This is a genomic window from Microbacterium sp. Leaf320 (genome assembly GCF_001423485.1).
GTDB lineage: Bacteria > Actinomycetota > Actinomycetes > Actinomycetales > Microbacteriaceae > Microbacterium.
This window is the reverse complement of sequence record NZ_LMOD01000003.1, coordinates 356,900-373,876: the sequence shown is the minus strand read 5'-3', so window position 1 is coordinate 373,876 and position 16,977 is coordinate 356,900. Positions and strand designations below refer to the sequence as shown.

The following is a 16,977-nucleotide window of genomic DNA, read 5'->3' as shown; positions in this document are numbered from 1 at the left end:
ACGGCTGTCAACCCGGCGCGGCCAACGGGAGCTGCGCCTAGTGTGGAGCTGTGGCGAAGAGCATCTACATCACCTCGGCCGAAGGTCATACCGGCAAGTCCACGATCGCCCTCGGCGTTCTCGACGCGCTCATGCGCGTGACGCCCCGGGTGGGGGTCTTCCGCCCGATCGCCCGTTCGGTGACCGAGCGCGACGACGTGCTCGAGCTGCTGCTCGCGCATGACGGCGTGCAGCTCGACTACGAGGACTGCATCGGGGTGACCTACGACGACGTCCGCGACGACCCTGACCGCGCGCTCTCGACCATCGTCGCCCGCTACAAGGCCGTCGAGGCCCAGTGCGACGCCGTGGTGATCATCGGCAGCGACTACACCGATGTCGCGAGCCCCGCAGAACTCGGATACAACGCCCGGATCGCCGCGAACCTCGCAGCCCCCGTCCTGCTCGTGCTCAGCGGGCGCGATCAGCAGCGTCAGGCCGAGCAGCTCGGCACCACGACCGCACGGATCCCCGCGGCCGTCGGGCAGATCGCCGCGCTCGCGCTCTCCGAACTCGAGGTCGAGCGCGCCGAGCTCTTCGCGGTCGCCGTGAATCGGGCCGACCCCGAGGCGCTCACCGACATCGAGGCCGCCGTCGCCGCGGTGCGACCGCAGAAGACCACGCCCGTGTGGGCGATCCCCGAGGACCGCACCCTGGTCGCGCCGTCGATCGATGGCATCCTGTCGGCCGTCGACGGGCGACTGATCAAGGGCGACCCCGACCGACTGGCACGCGAGGCGCTGACCATCGTCGTCGCCGGGATGTCGATGGTGAATGTGCTCCCGCGTCTCACCGAGGAGTCGGTCGTGGTGATCCCCGCCGACCGCACCGAGGTGCTGCTGGCGACCCTGCTCGCCGACGCGTCCGGCACCTTCCCGCGGGTCGCCGGGATCATCCTGAACGGCCCCTTCCCGCTGCCTGATCCGATCGTGCAGCTGCTCGACGGGTTCACGTCGACCGTGCCGATCATCGCCACGGACCTCGGCACGTACGACACGGCGGTGCGCGTGATGGGCGCTCGTGGCCGGATCTCACCCGAGTCGCGAGGCCGGTACGACCGCGCGCTCGGGCTCTTCCAGACCCACGTCGACATCGCCGAGCTCACCACCCAGCTCGGCCTCGCCGAGTCCCGCGTGGTCACGCCCCTCATGTTCGAGTACGGACTCATCGAGCGGGCGCGCGCCGACCGCCGACGGATCGTGCTGCCCGAGGGGGACGACGACCGCATCCTGCGTGCCGCCGCGACACTGCTCGCGCGGGAGGTCGCAGACCTCACCATCCTCGGAGACGAATCCGCCGTGCGTTCCCGAGCCGTCGAGCTCGGCGTCGACATCACCGCCGCGCAGGTCATCAGCCCCACGGATCCCGAGATGGTGGAGCGCTTCGCGACCGAGTACGCGCGACTGCGTGCGCACAAGGGCATCACGCTTGCGCAGGCGGCCGACACGGTCACGGATGTGTCGTACTTCGGCACCATGATGGTGCACCTCGGGCTCGCAGACGGGATGGTCTCGGGCGCAGCGCACACCACGGCGCACACCATCCGTCCGTCGTTCGAGATCATCAAGACCAAGCCGGGCGTCACCGTCGTCTCGAGCGTGTTCCTGATGGCCCTCGCCGACCGTGTCCTCGTCTACGGCGACTGCGCGGTGATCCCCGACCCGACCAGCGAGCAGCTCGCGGACATCGCGATCTCGTCGGCCGCCACCGCCCGCCAGTTCGGAATCGAGCCGCGCATCGCGATGCTGTCGTACTCGACGGGGGAATCGGGATCGGGCGCCGATGTCGACAAGGTCCGCGCCGCCACCGCGCTCGTGCACGAGCGCGCGCCCGAGCTGCTCGTCGAGGGGCCGATCCAATACGACGCCGCGGCAGACGCCGCAGTGGCCAAGGCCAAGCTCCCCGACTCCGCCGTGGCAGGGCGAGCCACCGTCTTCGTCTTCCCCGACCTCAACACGGGCAACAACACCTACAAGGCCGTGCAGCGGTCGGCGGGTGCCGTCGCGATCGGACCTGTGCTGCAGGGACTCAACAAGCCGATCAACGACCTGTCCCGCGGAGCGCTGGTGGACGACATCGTGAACACCGTCGCGATCACGGCCATCCAGGCGCAGACCGGTGAGTGACGGCGTCCCCCCTATGCTTTCCAGCATGACGATTACCTCGATCCAGCAGCAGCTCGCGACACCCGAGGGGTTCGCCAAGGCCGTCTCGCCGAAGAGCACGATCTTCGGCATCGCGATCACGTCGCTGGTTCTGAGCGTCATCGGAATCGGCATGAACCTGTTCCAGCTGGGATCCGCGAGCGGATGGCAGTGGTCGCTCATGTTCCGCTTCTTCTTCGACGCCGGGGCGATCGAGTTCACCGGCAGCCGATCGGGTCGCAGCGAGATCTGGCGCTTCTTCTACGTGTACGGACCCATCGTCCTGCTGCCGCTCGGCATCATCCTGCTGATCGTGCACTTCGCCACCCGCGGCAAGGCGGGGGCCGGGCTCTACGACAGCTACCGCCAGCGCGGCTGGATCGGTCGTCAGCTGCTCCCGGGGCTCAAGGTCAAGAACGGCAACAACCAGGTGGACGTCGCCTTCATCTCGCACCCCAGCGTTCCGGATGCCGAGTTCGAGGCCGCGGCTCACCACTACGCCGGCTACCTCGGCACGCTCGACAAGAAGGCCACCAAGGCCGCGGCGTCCGCGGCGCTCAAGCAGAAGGTGCTCGCAGGTGTCAGCGCCGCAGCGCTCGCGCCCGGCGTGCCCCCTGCCATCCTCGCGGCCCCGGCGCAGGGCGACGGACAGTACGTGATCGTCGTTCCGCCGGACGCCTCGGGCAAGGGATCGCTCCAGGTCCTGCCGATCAAGGCCTGAGGCGCGACGATGAGCGCGATCCTCGTCATCAACAGCGGGTCCTCCTCGCTGAAGTACAGCCTGATCGACATCGAGAACGAGAACGAGCTCGCGGCCGGTCTCATCGAGCGGATCGGCCAGGACATCAGCGCGATCCGGCACACGGTGCGACCGGATGCCTCCGCGGATGCCGTCGTGACCATGCTCGACGCCTCGTACGAGTCCGAGCAGCCCCTCGCGGACCATGACGCGGCCTTCGCCGTGATGCTCGAGCAGTTCGCCGAGCACGGTCCGCTGCTCGACCAGCATCCGCCGGTCGCCGTCGGTCATCGCGTGGTGCACGGAGGCGCCCGCTTCTATGCGCCGACGCTGGTCACGCGCAACGTCGAGGAGCAGATCGAGGAGCTGTCGGTGCTCGCTCCTCTGCACAACCCGGCGAACCTGGCCGGCATCCTCGCGGCGAAGGCCGTGTTCGCGGAGGTGCCGCACGTCGCGGTGTTCGACACCGCGTTCCACCAGACGCTTCCCCCCGCGGCGTACACCTATGCGATCGACGCCGAGCTCGCAGCCCGGCACCGCGTGCGCCGCTACGGGTTCCACGGCACGAGTCACCAGTTCGTCAGCGAGTCGGCCGCCGCGTTCCTCGGACGCGACCTCGGCACGCTCCGCCAGCTCGTCTTCCACCTCGGCAACGGCGCGTCCGTGACCGCGATCGACGGAGGCCGATCGGTGGAGACCTCGATGGGGCTCACCCCGCTCGAGGGCCTCGTCATGGGCACGCGCTCGGGTGATCTCGACCCGGCGGCGCTCGTGCACCTCTCCCGTCGAGCCGGCCTGTCGATCGACGACCTCGACGCGCTTCTGAACTCCCGCAGCGGGCTCAAGGGCCTCGCGGGCCGCAGCGACATGCGCGACATCCTCGCCGGTCGCGAGAGCGGCGACGAGGCGGCGACGCTCGCGTTCGACGTCTACATCCATCGCCTGCGCGCCTACGCCGGCGCGTACATCGCCCAGCTCGGCGGGGTCGATGTGATCTCCTTCACAGCGGGCGTCGGAGAGAACGCCGCAGCAGTCCGCGCGGAGGCCATGTCGACGCTCGGTTTCGCCGGGGTCGAGATCGATCCTGCGCGCAACGAGGAGCGACAGCGCGGCATCCGTCGGATCTCCACCGACGACTCGCCCGTCACCGTGCTCGTCGTACCGACGAACGAAGAGCTCGAGATCGCCAGACAGACCTCGCGCATGCTCTGATCCACGCCCCTCGGGGGTTACCGCCGATGCCGTGCCGCACTACGCTTGCACAGTGGCACGGAGAGGTGCCGGAACCCGTCGTCCTTCTCCTGGAGGCTGTTGTGCCCGAAGCCCTGCCCGATCCGCTCCGCGCCGAAGGTGTCCTGTTCGACCTCGACGGCGTGCTCACGCCGACGGCCGAGGTGCACATGCGCGCGTGGAAGGTCGTGTTCGACGACGTCTTCGAGCGCTGGGGAATCACGCCGCCGTACTCGGATGCCGACTACTTCGACTACGTCGACGGCAAGAAGCGCTATGACGGCGTGGCGAGTCTGATGCGCAGTCGCAACGTCGAGATCCCGTGGGGCGCGGTCGACGATCAGCCGGAGGCCGAGACGATCTGCGGCATCGGCAATCGCAAGAACGCCGCCTTCGCCCAGTCGCTCCGCGCCGAGGGCATCGCGCCGTTCCCCGGCTCGCTCGCGCTCGTCGAGAAGCTGTCCGCGGCGGGTGTGCCGCTCGGCGTCGTGTCGAGCTCCAAGAACGCCGAGGAGGTGCTGGCCGCGGCCGGCATCCGCTCGTTCTTCCGCATCGTGGTCGACGGCGTCGTCGCCGAGCGCGAGAATCTCGCCTCCAAGCCCGCCGCCGACATGTTCCACGCCGGTGCCGTGGCTCTCGGGGTCGACCCGGCTCACAGCATCGCCGTCGAGGATGCGACGTCCGGCGCGGCGTCCGCCGCCGCCGCCGGATTCGCGACCGTCATCGGCGTCGACCGCGGCGCGGGAGCGGATGCTCTGCGTGCCGCTGGCGCGACCGTCGTCGTCGAGGATCTCGACGTGTTCCTCGCAGAACAGGCCGCCACGGCCACCGACTCCACCCTCAGCCCCGACTCCGAGGAGACCGCATGATCGACCGCGACCGCTTCCCCGTCGACCCCTGGCGGCTCATCGAGACGCGCTACTCCGAAGACGGAGTGGGGGAGACCCTCTTCAGCGTCGGCAACGGCTATCTCGGCCTCCGCGGCAACCACATCGAAGGACGCGGCGCGCACGAGCACGGCACGTTCATCAACGGCCTGCATGAGACGTGGCCCATCCGCCATGCAGAGCAGGCGTACGGCTTCGCCGAGGTCGGGCAGACGATCGTCAACGCACCCGACGCGAAGGTCATGCGCGTCTACGTCGACGACGAGCCGATCTCGTTCGACGAGGCCGACGTCCGCGAATACCGCCGCACGCTCGACATGCGCACCGGCGTGCTCGAGCGGGTCGTCGTGTGGGAGACCCCTTCGGGCAAGCGCGTGCGCATGCGCGACGAGCGGATCGTCAGCTTCGAGGAGCGCCACCTCGCGGTGCTCCGTCTCGAGGTCGTCGTCGAGAACGCCGACGCCCCCGTCACGGTCAGCTGCCAGATGATCAACCGTCAGGACGGCGCCGGCGTGTACGCGGGCACGCCCAACCAGGCGAAGAGCGGATTCGACCCCCGCAAGGCCGAGAAGATCGCCGAACGCGTGCTCGAGCCCGCCGAGCACTGGCAGGACGGGCTCCGGTCCGCGCTGTCGTACTCGGTGGCAGCCTCGGGCATGACGGTGGCGGTCGTCGCCGACCACCTCATCGACACCGAGAACGACTACACCTCGCGCACGCTCATCGAAGAGGACATCTCGAAGAACGTCTTCCGCGTGCAGGCGAAGGCGGGTGTTCCCATCTCGGTCACCAAGCTCGTCAGCTACCACACCTCGCGCGGCGTGCCCGCTCGGGAGCTCGTCGACCGCTGCCGCCGGTCGCTCGACCGCGTCGCCTTCGAGGGCGTTCAGGCGCAGTTCGACCGCCAGGCCGAGTGGCTCGCGGCGTTCTGGGCCCGCAGCGACGTGCAGATCGGTGAGCACGACGACATCCAGCAGGCCACCCGCTGGTGCCTCCTCCAGCTCGCTCAGGCATCGGCGCGCGCCGACGGCACCGGCGTGCCGGCGAAGGGCGTCTCAGGGTCGGGCTACAGCGGCCACTACTTCTGGGACACCGAGATCTACGTCCTCCCGTTCCTCACGTACACCTCGCCGCAGTGGGCGCGCAACGCGCTGCGGGCACGCGTGCTCATGCTCCCTGCGGCCCGTCGTCGGGCGGCCCAGCTGAACGAGGCGGGGGCGCTGTTCCCCTGGCGCACGATCAACGGCGAAGAGGCGTCGGCATACTACGCGGCGGGCACCGCGCAGTACCACATCAACGCCGACGTCAGCTTCGCGCTGGGCAAGTACGTGCGCGCCACCGGCGACGACGACTTCCTGCGCCGCGAGGGCATCGACATCGCGATCGAGACCGCGCGCCTGTGGGCGACGCTCGGCTTCTGGCGCACCTCGCGCCTCGTCGCGGACACCACGGACGACGACGGCATCGAGACGTTCCACATCCACGGCGTCACGGGCCCCGACGAGTACACGACCGTCGTGAACGACAACCTGTACACCAACGTCATGGCCCGCTACAACCTGCGCTACGCGGCGCGGGTCGTGCGGGAGGCGCAGGAGGCCAACGGCGAGGAGTTCGCCAGGGTCGTCGAGCGCACGGGGCTCGCCGAGGGCGAGGCCGAGGGCTGGGAGCGCGCGGCGGATGCGATGTTCATCCCCTTCAGCGAGAGCCTCGGCATCCATCCGCAGGACTCGCTGTTCCTCGAGCGCGAGCTCTGGGATCTCGCGCACACCCCGTCGGAGCAGCGTCCGCTGCTGCTGCACTTCCACCCGCTCGTGATCTATCGCTTCCAGGTGCTCAAGCAGGCCGACGTGGTGCTCGCGCTGTTCCTGCAGGGCAACCACTTCACGCCGGAAGAGAAGAAGGCCGACTTCGACTACTACGACCCGCTGACGACGGGCGACTCGACGCTGTCGGCGGTCGTGCAGTCGATCCTCGCGGCGGAGGTCGGATACCAGGATCTCGCGCTGCAGTACTTCCAGCAGTCGCTGTTCGTCGACCTGCACGACCTTCACCACAACGCGGCCGACGGCGTGCACGTCGCATCCGCCGGCGGCGTGTGGACGGCTCTCGTGTGCGGCTTCGGAGGCATGCGCGACTACGCGGGTGAGCTGAGCTTCGATCCCCGCCTGCCGGCGGACTGGCCGTCGCTGTCGTACCCGCTGCAGTGGCAGGGATCGGCGCTGCAGATCACCCTCACTAAGGATGCTCTGCGCGTGCAGGTTCGCACCGGCGACCCCGTGCCGTTCACGGTGCGCGACGTCGCGTACATCGCCACCACGGACGAAGAGGTCGTCGTACCCCTGGTCGACCAGGGGCCGTTGATCCCGGGACGCCCGTCACTGCGCCAGTTCGCCGATGCGCTTCGCGAGGACGGCACGCGGTTGTCGGCATCGGTCCCCGTCATCACCACCGCGATCCCGGTGATCGAGCCGATCGACTGACGGTGCTGATCACCGCTTCGCTGCTCGGGCTCGCGCCCGCGCTGCTGCTGCTCGTCCTCGCTGTCATCGAGCGGGTGCGATCGGTGCAGCGCGTGGCGTCGCCCGGACCGCGGTTCGCACCGTCGCCCGGTGCGACGGTGCTGTACGACGCGCTGCTGCTCAACGCCGACCGCAGGGCGATCGCCGCGGCGCTGATCGACCTGGCGGTGCGCCGGAAGGTGCGGCTGCTGGTGGATGCCGAGGACGTGCCGTCCGGGGGATCGCGCAAGCGCGCGCCGATCGGCATCGAGGTCGTCGACGGCGCGACATTCACGCCGGAGGAGCTGAGCGTCCTCGAGGCGCTGTTCGGTCCGGACCACACCTCGGGTCGGGTGCGACGATTCAGCTCGGATGCTCGGGCGCTGCACCGACGAGTGCGTGGCGTGCTCGACGAGACCGAGACACGGCTCGCCTCCGCAGGGCTGATCGGCCGAGGCCGCCGCGGCTGGGCGACCTTCCTGCTGCGGGCGGCCGCCTGCCTCGTGATCGGCGTGTGTCTGCTGCTGCTCTTCGCAGCGCTCGTGGTGAGCGAACCGGGCGCCGGCGTGTACGCCGTGCCGATCGCGGGTGTCGTGGTCGCCGTCGCGGTGATCGTGATCGCCCCGAGGCCATGGCGCCGGTTCCTTCCGGCCGCGCAACCGCTGCGCGCGCACCTCGCCGGCATCCGGGAGTACGTCGCCCTCGCCGAGGCCGAGCCGCTGCGTTTCCTCCAGTCGGCGGACGGGGCGGATCTGCGGTCAGACGTCTCCGTCGAGGCGGCGTCCGAGCGGCTGCAGCGATTCCTCCTGAACGAGCGGCTGCTGCCCTATGCCGTGCTGTTCGGGCTCGAGCGTTCGTGGACGGCCGCACTCCGCACGGAGTCGCAGGTGCTGCGAGCGGGGGAGAGTCTGGACAGCGCGATCGAGGTCGCCGGAGCCGTCTTCGACGTGATCGAGATCGTCGGAGGGGTCGTGCATCTCGTCGGCGCGGTCGGAGACCTGGTCGACGCGACGGGCGGGGTCGTCGAGGTGGTCGGCGGCGTGTTCGAGGCCGTCTCGTCGTGATTCGCGGCGTCGCCCCCGATGACTCGGCAGCGCGGCGCGGGTCGCTCGGTCGATCGGCCGGACCCGCCTGCCTGAACGTCCGTGGCACGCCGTAGGCTGGTGTGGTGACCACAGCCCTCTACCGCCGCTACCGCCCCGAGTCGTTCGGCGAGATGATCGGGCAGTCCCAGGTGACCGATCCGCTGATGACCGCGCTGCGCGGTGACCGTGTCGGCCACGCCTATCTCTTCTCCGGACCCCGTGGATGCGGCAAGACCACTTCTGCTCGCATCCTCGCCCGGTGCCTGAACTGCGCCGAGGGGCCCACCGACGTCCCGTGCGGCACGTGCCCGAGCTGCGTCGAGCTGTCGCGCGCGGGTGGAGGATCACTCGACGTGGTCGAGATCGACGCCGCCAGCCACAACGGCGTCGACGACGCCCGCGACCTGCGCGAGCGGGCGACGTTCGCCCCCAGCCGCGACCGCTACAAGATCTTCATCCTCGACGAGGCGCACATGGTGACGCCGCAGGGGTTCAACGCGCTGCTCAAGCTCGTCGAAGAGCCGCCCGAGCACGTCAAGTTCATCTTCGCGACCACCGAGCCCGAGAAGGTGCTCGGCACGATCCGCTCGCGCACGCACCACTACCCGTTCCGGCTGGTGCCGCCGGCCGCGATGCTCGATTACGTCGAGAAGCTCTGCACCGAAGAGGGCGTGGTCGCCGAGCGCGGTGTGCTGCCTCTCGTCGTTCGTGCCGGAGGCGGCTCGCCCCGAGACACCCTCTCGCTGCTCGACCAGCTGATCGCTGGCTCCGATTCCCCCGCCGGTTCCGAGACCGTGACGGTGGCGTACGAGCGGGCAGTGGCCCTGCTCGGCTACACGCACGCCACTCTGCTCGACGAGATCGTCGACGCGTTGGCCGCCGCCGATGCCGCCGCCGCCTTCCCCGCCATCGATCGCGTCGTGCAGACCGGGCAGGACCCCCGTCGCTTCGTCGACGATCTGCTCGAGCGGCTGCGAGACCTCATCGTGATCGCGGCCGTCGGCGCCGGTGCTGCCTCGGTGCTGCGCGGGGTCGCCGAAGACGAGCTCGCCCGCATGCGCACGCAGGCCGAGTCGTTCGGCTCCGCCCGTCTGTCGCGCACGGCCGACGTCGTCAGCGCAGCCCTCGACGACATGTCCGGCGCGACATCGCCCCGACTTCACCTCGAGCTGATGGTCGCCCGTGTTCTGGCCGCTGGAGCGGATGCCGGGGCTGCCGCCCCGCCGTCCACCTCCGTGTCTGCCGCGGCGCCTGCGCGGGTTCAGACGCCGTCGGCTGCCACGCAGTCCGGGCCGAGCGCTCACGCCACCGGGTCGACAGCGGCCCCTGCTGCTGCGCCGACTCCTGCTGCCCCTGCTGCTGTTGCTGCGCCTGCTCCTGCTGCTGCGCCGACTCCTGCTGCTGCGCCGACTCCTGCTGCTGCGCCGGCCCCTGCTACTGCCGCTGCCGCCGCGCCGACTGCTGCCGGTGCAGCCGCGACGACGCAGGACGACGTGCCCGCGGGTGCATCGCCCGCATCCGATGCACCTGGAGCCGTGGTATCCGAAGCCGCCGCCGCTTCCGAAGCCGCTGCATCCGAAGCGGCGTCGGCCGCCGAGACCGAGGCGGCGCCCGCAGCGCCGGCCGGTCCGGTCACGTTCGACGGAATCACCGCCGCCTGGCCCGGGGTGCTCAAGCGACTCGAGGGGCTCAGCCGCACCTCCTGGCTGCTTGCGACCGCGGTTCAGCCGCTCGCCTACGACACCGATTCCGAGGTGCTCACCCTCGGCTTCACGAGCCAGCACGACGTCGCGAAGTTCAAGGGCACGATCCCGGGCGCAGGCCCGTCGGATCACCTTCGCATGGCGATCGAGCACGAAGTCGGCGTCAAGGTGAAGTACCGTCCCGCACCGATGCCCGCGGGCGGGGCGCCTCGTCAGCCGGCGACCTCCTCGTCCGGTGCGCCGACAGGCGACGCCGCCGCATCGGAGCCTGCGTCAGCGGGCTCACCGCGCTCTCAGACACGTAGTGCTTCTGCGGGGCCGGTGACCGAGTGGGCGGTGGCCGCCATCCCGGCATCCGCCGACCCTGCAACCTCTCCGGTCGCTGCTCAAGCGGCGCCGAGCGCCCCGACCGCCACCCCGGCCACGGCATCCCCGACCGCTCAGGCAGCGCCGAGCGCCCCGACCGCCACCCCGGCCACGGCATCCCCGACCGCTCAGGCAGCCCCGAGCGCCCCGACCGCTCCGGCCGCCCCGGCAGCCAGCACCGCGCCAGGTGCCGGCCATCCGGTCGACGCTCCTGGGGCCGGCCGGCCTGTCGGAGGCGACGAGCCGCCGCCTCCGCTCGATGACGAGCCGCCGTACTTCGATGACGAGCCGCCGTACGACCCGGCGTACGAGCCGGTGCCGACACCTCAGACCGCGGCATCCGCCGGCCGCGCGCAGGCGCATCCGTCGTCATCGCCCCCGGCTCAGTCCGCACCCGTGCAGCCCGCTGCGCCGGTGCGCAACGCGGCATCCGCCGCCGCAGCCCCGGTGATCACCGAGCGCACCCCTGCCGGGGGAGTCCAGCGCTACGGTGAGGCCGTGATCCGCCAGGTGCTCGGCGCGACATTCGTGCGCGAAGAGCCCTACGAGCCCCCGACGAGGTTCTCCTGATGTATGACGGAATCGTCCAGGAGCTGATCGACGAGTTCGGCCGGCTCCCCGGAATCGGCCCCAAGTCCGCGCAGCGCATCGCGTTCCACATCCTGCAGACCCCGACGTTCGACGTCGCACGTCTGTCGGAGCTGCTGGTCGAGATCCGCGTCCGTGTGCGCTTCTGCGAGGTCTGCGGCAACGTGGCAGAGCAGGAGCGCTGCACGATCTGCCGTGACCCGCGTCGCAATCCCGAGCTGATCTGCGTCGTCGAGGATGCCAAGGACGTGGCTGCCATCGAGCGCACCCGCGAGTTCCGTGGGCTGTACCACGTGCTCGGCGGGGCGATCAGCCCCATCGCCGGCATCGGACCCGACGATCTGCGCATCGCCCAGCTCATGACGCGTCTCGCCGACGGGACGGTGCAGGAGGTCATCCTCGCGACGAACCCGAATCTCGAAGGCGAGGCGACGGCGAGCTACCTCAGCCGTCTGCTCACGACCATGCAGATCACCGTGTCGCGTCTCGCCTCCGGGCTCCCGGTCGGCGGCGACCTCGAGTACGCCGACGAGGTCACCCTCGGTCGAGCATTCGAGGGCCGGCGCGTGCTGTGATCGCCGGGCGCGTGCAGTGAACGCCCAGGGCGGGTTCTCCCGCCGCGGGTGGCTGCTCTTCGGGGCGATGGCCCTGCTGTGGGGCGTGCCCTACCTGTTCATCAGCATCGCGGTCGAGTCGCTCTCGCCGCCCGCCATCGTGGCTGGCCGCACTCTCATCGCCGCGCTGCTCCTCCTTCCGTTCGCGCTCCGTGGGGGCGCGCTGCGTGCGGCGCTGAAGCACTGGCCGTGGGTTCTGGCGTTCGGCGTCGTCGAGATGGCCGGCCCCTTCGTGCTCTTGGGTCATGCAGAGATGACGCTGCCCTCGGGGATGACGGGCCTGCTCGTCGCGACGGTGCCGCTGTTCGCTGCGCTCATCGCCCTGGGCGGGGGAGACCGAGGCGTCCTTCGCCCTGCACGAGGCATCGGCCTGCTGGTGGGCTTCGTCGGTGTCGCGGTCGTCGTCGCCGGTCCAGGACTCTTCGGTGGCGAGGTCAGTCTTCTCGCCGCGGGGGAGGTGCTGCTGGTCGCCATCCTCTATGCGATCGCGCCGTTCATCGTCGCCCGCAAGCTGAACGACGTGCCCTCGCTCGGCACGATCACGCTCTCTCTGCTGATGATCGGGGTGATCTACCTTCCGATCGGACTGCTGACTCAGCATGAGACGCCGACGCTGCCCTCGATCGGCGCGCTGCTCGCTCTCGCCGTCATCTGCACGGCTGTCGCGTTCCTCGCCTTCTTCGCACTGATCCGCGAAGTGGGCCCGGTGCGGGCGCCGCTGTTCACCTACGTCAACCCGGTGGTCGCGATCATCCTCGGAGCGATCGTGCTCGCCGAGCCGCTGACTCCCGGTCTGCTCATCGGATTACCGCTGATCATCATCGGATGCTGGTTCGCCGCCACCGGAGGGCGATTGCGCCCACCGGCATCCGTCGCTCCCGATCTCACGCCCGCTCCACTCCCGCCCGCGCCCTGATCCGTCCTGATCCCGTCACATGCGAAGCAGGGCATATGCGCCGATCGTAGAATGAGCGGTGGGCGGATCCGCCCGACATCCCAGGGAGTGAACGTGGCCCTCATCGTGCAGAAGTACGGCGGCTCCTCAGTCGCCGACGCAGAGAGCATCAAGCGCGTCGCCAAGCGCATCGTCGACACGCGTCGCGCCGGCCACGACGTCGTCGTCGCCGTGAGCGCGATGGGCGACACGACCGACGAACTGCTCGACCTCGCCAACGAGGTCGCGCCGATCCCGGCACCGCGCGAGCTCGACATGCTGCTCTCGAGCGGCGAGCGGATCTCGATGGCTCTCCTCGCCATGGCGATCCACTCGATGGGCTTCGAGGCCCGATCGTTCACCGGCAGCCAGGCCGGCATGATCACCGACTCCCAGCACGGCGCCGCCCGCATCGTCGATGTCACGCCGATCCGTCTGCGCGAAGCGCTCGACGAAGGCGCGATCGTCATTGTCGCCGGCTTCCAGGGGTTCAACCGCGACACCCGCGACATCACCACGCTCGGGCGCGGTGGCTCCGACACGACGGCCGTCGCTCTCGCCGCGGCTCTCGACGCCGACGTCTGCGAGATCTACAGCGACGTCGACGGCATCTTCACGGCAGACCCCCGGGTCATCCCGAAGGCGCAGAAGCTCGACCACATCGGCAGCGAAGAGATGCTCGAGCTCGCCGCCAACGGCGCCAAGGTGCTCTACATCCGCGCCGTCGAGTACGCACGCCGTCACGGCGTCCTGATCCACGCCCGGTCGACGTTCTCGTCGTCCGAGGGTACATACGTTCTGGGCGAGGGCATGAAGAACCCTCGCGAAGCCGAGGGAGCAGCAGCCATGGAAGAACCGATCGTCGCCGGTGTCGCCACCGATTTCGGCCAGGCCAAGATCACCGTCGCCGGCGTGCCCGACGTCCCGGGCAAGGCGGCCGAGATCTTCAAGATCGTCGCCAAGTCGGGCGCGAACGTCGACATGATCGTGCAGAACGTGTCGGCCACAGGACGCACCGACATCTCGTTCACGGTTCCCAAGGCCGATTCGGCGGCAGCGCTCAAGGCGCTGGCCGGTGAGCAGACCGAGGTCGGCTTCCAGAACCTCGTGCACGACGACCAGATCGGCAAGCTCTCGGTCGTGGGTGCCGGAATGCGCACGCACTCCGGAGTCTCGGCGGTGCTGTTCGAGGCGCTGTCCGCCGGTGGCATCAACATCGAGATGATCTCGACGTCCGAGATCCGCATCTCTGTCGTCCTTCGCGACACCGACCTCGCCGAGGCCGCACGCACCGTGCACACCGCCTACGGTCTCGACGGCGACGCCGAGGCCACGGTCCACGCCGGCACCGGTCGCTGACCCACGCCCGCACACCGCGCCACGGTCCACGCCGGCACCGGTCGCTGACCGCGGCACGGTAGACTCACCGAAACCCTGACACCGGCGCCAGGCGCGGCATCCGCACCCCGACGTCGCGCCGGAAGCCTCTCATGCAGTACTGCACGACGCCAAGGAACATCATGACCCGCATCTCCGACTCAGGACTCTCCGTCGCCATCGTGGGCGCCACCGGCCAGGTGGGCACCGTGATGCGCGAGATTCTCATCGAGCGATCCTTCCCGATCCGCGAGCTGCGCCTGTTCTCGTCGTCGCGCTCTGCAGGAACGGCGATCGATTTCGGGGGAGCGACGGTCATCGTCGAAGACGTCGAGACCGCGGATGCCCGTGGCATCGACATCGCCCTCTTCTCGGCCGGTGCGACGGCCAGCCGCGCGTACGCTCCCCGGTTCGCCGAGGCCGGAGCCGTCGTGGTCGACAACTCCAGCGCCTGGCGCAACGACCCCGAGGTGCCGCTCGTCGTCAGCGAGGTCAACCCGCATGCGATCGATGACCGCCCCCGCGGCATCATCGCGAACCCGAACTGCACCACGATGGCCGCGATGCCCGCGCTGAAGGCACTGGATGCCGAAGCAGGCCTCGAGCGGCTCATCGTCTCGACGTATCAGGCGGTCTCCGGTTCGGGTCTCGCCGGCGCGCAGGAGCTGCTCGGTCAGGTCGAGGGTGTTCTCGCCCAGGGCGACACCCTGCGCCTCGTGCACGACGGGTCGTCGATCGACTTCCCCGAGCCCGAGAAGTACGTCGCCCCGATCGCGTTCGACGTCATCCCGTTCGCAGGCAACCTGGTCGATGACGGGCAGAACGAGACCGACGAGGAGAAGAAGCTCCGCAACGAGAGCCGCAAGATCCTCGAGCTGCCCGACCTCCGCGTCGCCGGCACCTGCGTGCGCGTCCCCGTCTTCACCGGTCATTCGCTCTCGATCAACGTCGAGTTCGCGAACGACATCACGCCGCAGCGCGCCGCCGAAGTGCTCTCGGCCGCTCCCGGTGTCGTCCTCGACGAGGTGCCCACCCCTCTGCAGGCCGCGGGCAAGGACCCGAGCTTCGTCGGACGCATCCGTGCCGACCAGTCCGCTCCCGAGAACAAGGGCCTCGTGCTGTTCATCAGCAACGACAACCTGCGCAAGGGCGCGGCGCTCAACGCCGTGCAGATCGCCGAGATCCTCGCCGAGCGCCTGGTCGCCATAGCCTGATCGCATCGCCGCCATGCGGATCCGGTCTCACGAGGCCGGTCCCTGTGGTCAGGTGTGCCGTGACCTCGAACTAGACTGTCGTGGTGACCGAAACCGTCGATGTCGTCTTGATCGGTGGTGGCATCATGAGCGCCACCCTGGGTACCCTTCTGCACGAGCTGCAGCCGGATTGGAAGATCGTCGCGTTCGAGCGACTCTCCGATGTGGCTCAGGAGTCATCGAACCCCTGGAACAACGCGGGTACGGGCCATGCGGCGCTCTGCGAGCTGAACTACATGCCGCAGCAGAAGGGCGCGCCCCTCGACCCGGCGAAGGCCGTCTCGATCAACGAGCAGTTCCAGCAGAGCCGTCAGTTCTGGTCGTCGCTGGTCGATCGGGGAGTGCTCGACGCTCCCTCGACCTTCATCAACGCCACACCGCACATGACGTTCGTGCGCGGTGAGAAGGACGTCAAGTACCTCAAGGATCGCTACGAGGTGCTCAAGAAGCAGCCGCTGTTCGACGGCATCGAGTACAGCGAGGACTCCCGCGTCATCAACAAGTGGGCGCCGCTCCTCATGCAGCAGCGCCGCAAGGGCGAGCCGTTCGCCGCGACCCGAGTGCCAGCCGGCACCGATGTCGACTTCGGCGCCCTGACGCACCAGCTCTTCGACCACCTCACCGACTCGGGCGTGACGCTGCGCACCAACCACGAGGTCAAGAGCCTGAAGAAGCAGAAGGACGGCACCTGGCTGGTCAACTACCGCACGACCATCGGGCGTACCCCGAACCAGATCAAGGCGCGGTTCGTGTTCGTCGGCGCCGGCGGCTGGGCGCTCAAGCTTCTGCAGCGCTCGGGCATCCCCGAGATCAAGGGCTACGGCGTCTTCCCGATCGGCGGTCAGTTCCTCAAGACCTCCAACCCGAAGATCGTCGCGCAGCACCAGGCCAAGGTCTATTCGCAGGCTTCCGTGGGCGCTCCGCCCATGTCCGTGCCGCACCTCGACACACGCGTGGTCGATGGCGAGGCATCGCTGATGTTCGGTCCGTTCGCGACCTTCAGCCCCAAGTTCCTCAAGAACGGCTCGATGCTCGACATCGTGTCGCAGGTGCGCACACACAACCTGTGGCCGATGCTGCGGGTCGCTTTCGCGAACCCCGACCTCATCACCTACCTCGTCGGCGAGCTGATGAAGAACCACGCCAAGAAGGTCGACAGCCTCCGCACGTTCATGCCCACGGCCAAGGACGAGGACTGGACACTGATCGATGCCGGTCAGCGTGCACAGGTGATGAAGAAGGATGCCAAGAAGGGCGGCATCCTGCAGTTCGGCACCGAGGTCGTCGCGGCGGCCGACGGATCGATCGCTGGTCTGCTCGGTGCATCGCCCGGAGCATCCACCGCCGTGCCGATCATGCTCGATCTGCTCAAGAAGTGCTTCCCCGCCGAGTACCCGGGCTGGGAGTCCGAGCTGCGCGAGCTCATCCCCACGTTCGGCGAGAAGCTGAACACAGATGCCGCGCTGGCAGCGAAGTCCACCGCGGCGACTGCCGCCACGCTCGGCATCAACGAATAA

At 69.2% G+C, this 16,977-nt stretch carries 12 protein-coding genes; all 12 read left to right on the top strand.

The window, feature by feature from the left end:
• Window positions 1–50: 50 nt before the first annotated feature.
• Window positions 51–2,165, top strand: a complete 2,115-nt coding sequence (pta, locus tag ASF63_RS11710) for a phosphate acetyltransferase (protein ID WP_056513962.1) — start codon at window positions 51–53, stop codon at window positions 2,163–2,165.
• A gap of 25 nt (window positions 2,166–2,190) precedes the next feature.
• A complete protein-coding gene (locus ASF63_RS11705) occupies window positions 2,191–2,904 on the top strand; it encodes a hypothetical protein (RefSeq protein ID WP_056513959.1) in 714 nt (237 codons plus the stop codon).
• 9 nt (window positions 2,905–2,913) lie between these two features.
• Complete coding sequence (locus ASF63_RS11700; protein WP_056513953.1) at window positions 2,914–4,134, top strand: acetate/propionate family kinase; 1,221 nt, start codon at window positions 2,914–2,916, stop codon at window positions 4,132–4,134.
• 101 nt (window positions 4,135–4,235) lie between these two features.
• Window positions 4,236–5,021, top strand: a complete 786-nt coding sequence (locus ASF63_RS11695) for an HAD family hydrolase (RefSeq protein WP_056513950.1) — start codon at window positions 4,236–4,238, stop codon at window positions 5,019–5,021.
• Window positions 5,018–7,522 (top strand): glycoside hydrolase family 65 protein, encoded by a 2,505-nt coding sequence (locus ASF63_RS11690; protein ID WP_056513948.1) that lies wholly within the window; start codon window positions 5,018–5,020, stop codon window positions 7,520–7,522. The genes ASF63_RS11695 and ASF63_RS11690 overlap by 4 nt, the downstream gene beginning before the upstream one ends.
• Before the next feature lie 2 nt (window positions 7,523–7,524).
• On the top strand, window positions 7,525–8,604 hold the full coding sequence (locus ASF63_RS11685; protein ID WP_056513946.1) for a DUF2207 family protein: 1,080 nt from the start codon (window positions 7,525–7,527) through the stop codon (window positions 8,602–8,604).
• A gap of 104 nt (window positions 8,605–8,708) precedes the next feature.
• Window positions 8,709–11,264 carry a DNA polymerase III subunit gamma and tau gene (locus ASF63_RS11680; RefSeq protein WP_056514900.1) on the top strand — a complete coding sequence of 852 codons (2,556 nt, stop codon included), beginning with the start codon at window positions 8,709–8,711 and terminating at the stop codon, window positions 11,262–11,264.
• Window positions 11,264–11,857, top strand: coding sequence for a recombination mediator RecR (gene recR / locus ASF63_RS11675; RefSeq protein WP_056312693.1), 594 nt, complete (start codon window positions 11,264–11,266; stop codon window positions 11,855–11,857). The genes ASF63_RS11680 and recR overlap by 1 nt, the downstream gene beginning before the upstream one ends.
• Window positions 11,858–11,873: 16 nt before the next feature.
• Window positions 11,874–12,812 carry a DMT family transporter gene (locus tag ASF63_RS11670; protein WP_082478081.1) on the top strand — a complete coding sequence of 313 codons (939 nt, stop codon included), beginning with the start codon at window positions 11,874–11,876 and terminating at the stop codon, window positions 12,810–12,812.
• Between the two features lie 93 nt (window positions 12,813–12,905).
• Window positions 12,906–14,189, top strand: a complete 1,284-nt coding sequence (locus ASF63_RS11665) for an aspartate kinase (protein WP_056313625.1) — start codon at window positions 12,906–12,908, stop codon at window positions 14,187–14,189.
• 161 nt (window positions 14,190–14,350) lie between these two features.
• Window positions 14,351–15,421 (top strand): aspartate-semialdehyde dehydrogenase, encoded by a 1,071-nt coding sequence (locus tag ASF63_RS11660; RefSeq protein WP_056513944.1) that lies wholly within the window; start codon window positions 14,351–14,353, stop codon window positions 15,419–15,421.
• Between the two features lie 83 nt (window positions 15,422–15,504).
• Window positions 15,505–16,977: a malate:quinone oxidoreductase gene (locus ASF63_RS11655; protein WP_056514895.1), complete on the top strand. Its 1,473-nt coding sequence runs from the start codon at window positions 15,505–15,507 to the stop codon at window positions 16,975–16,977.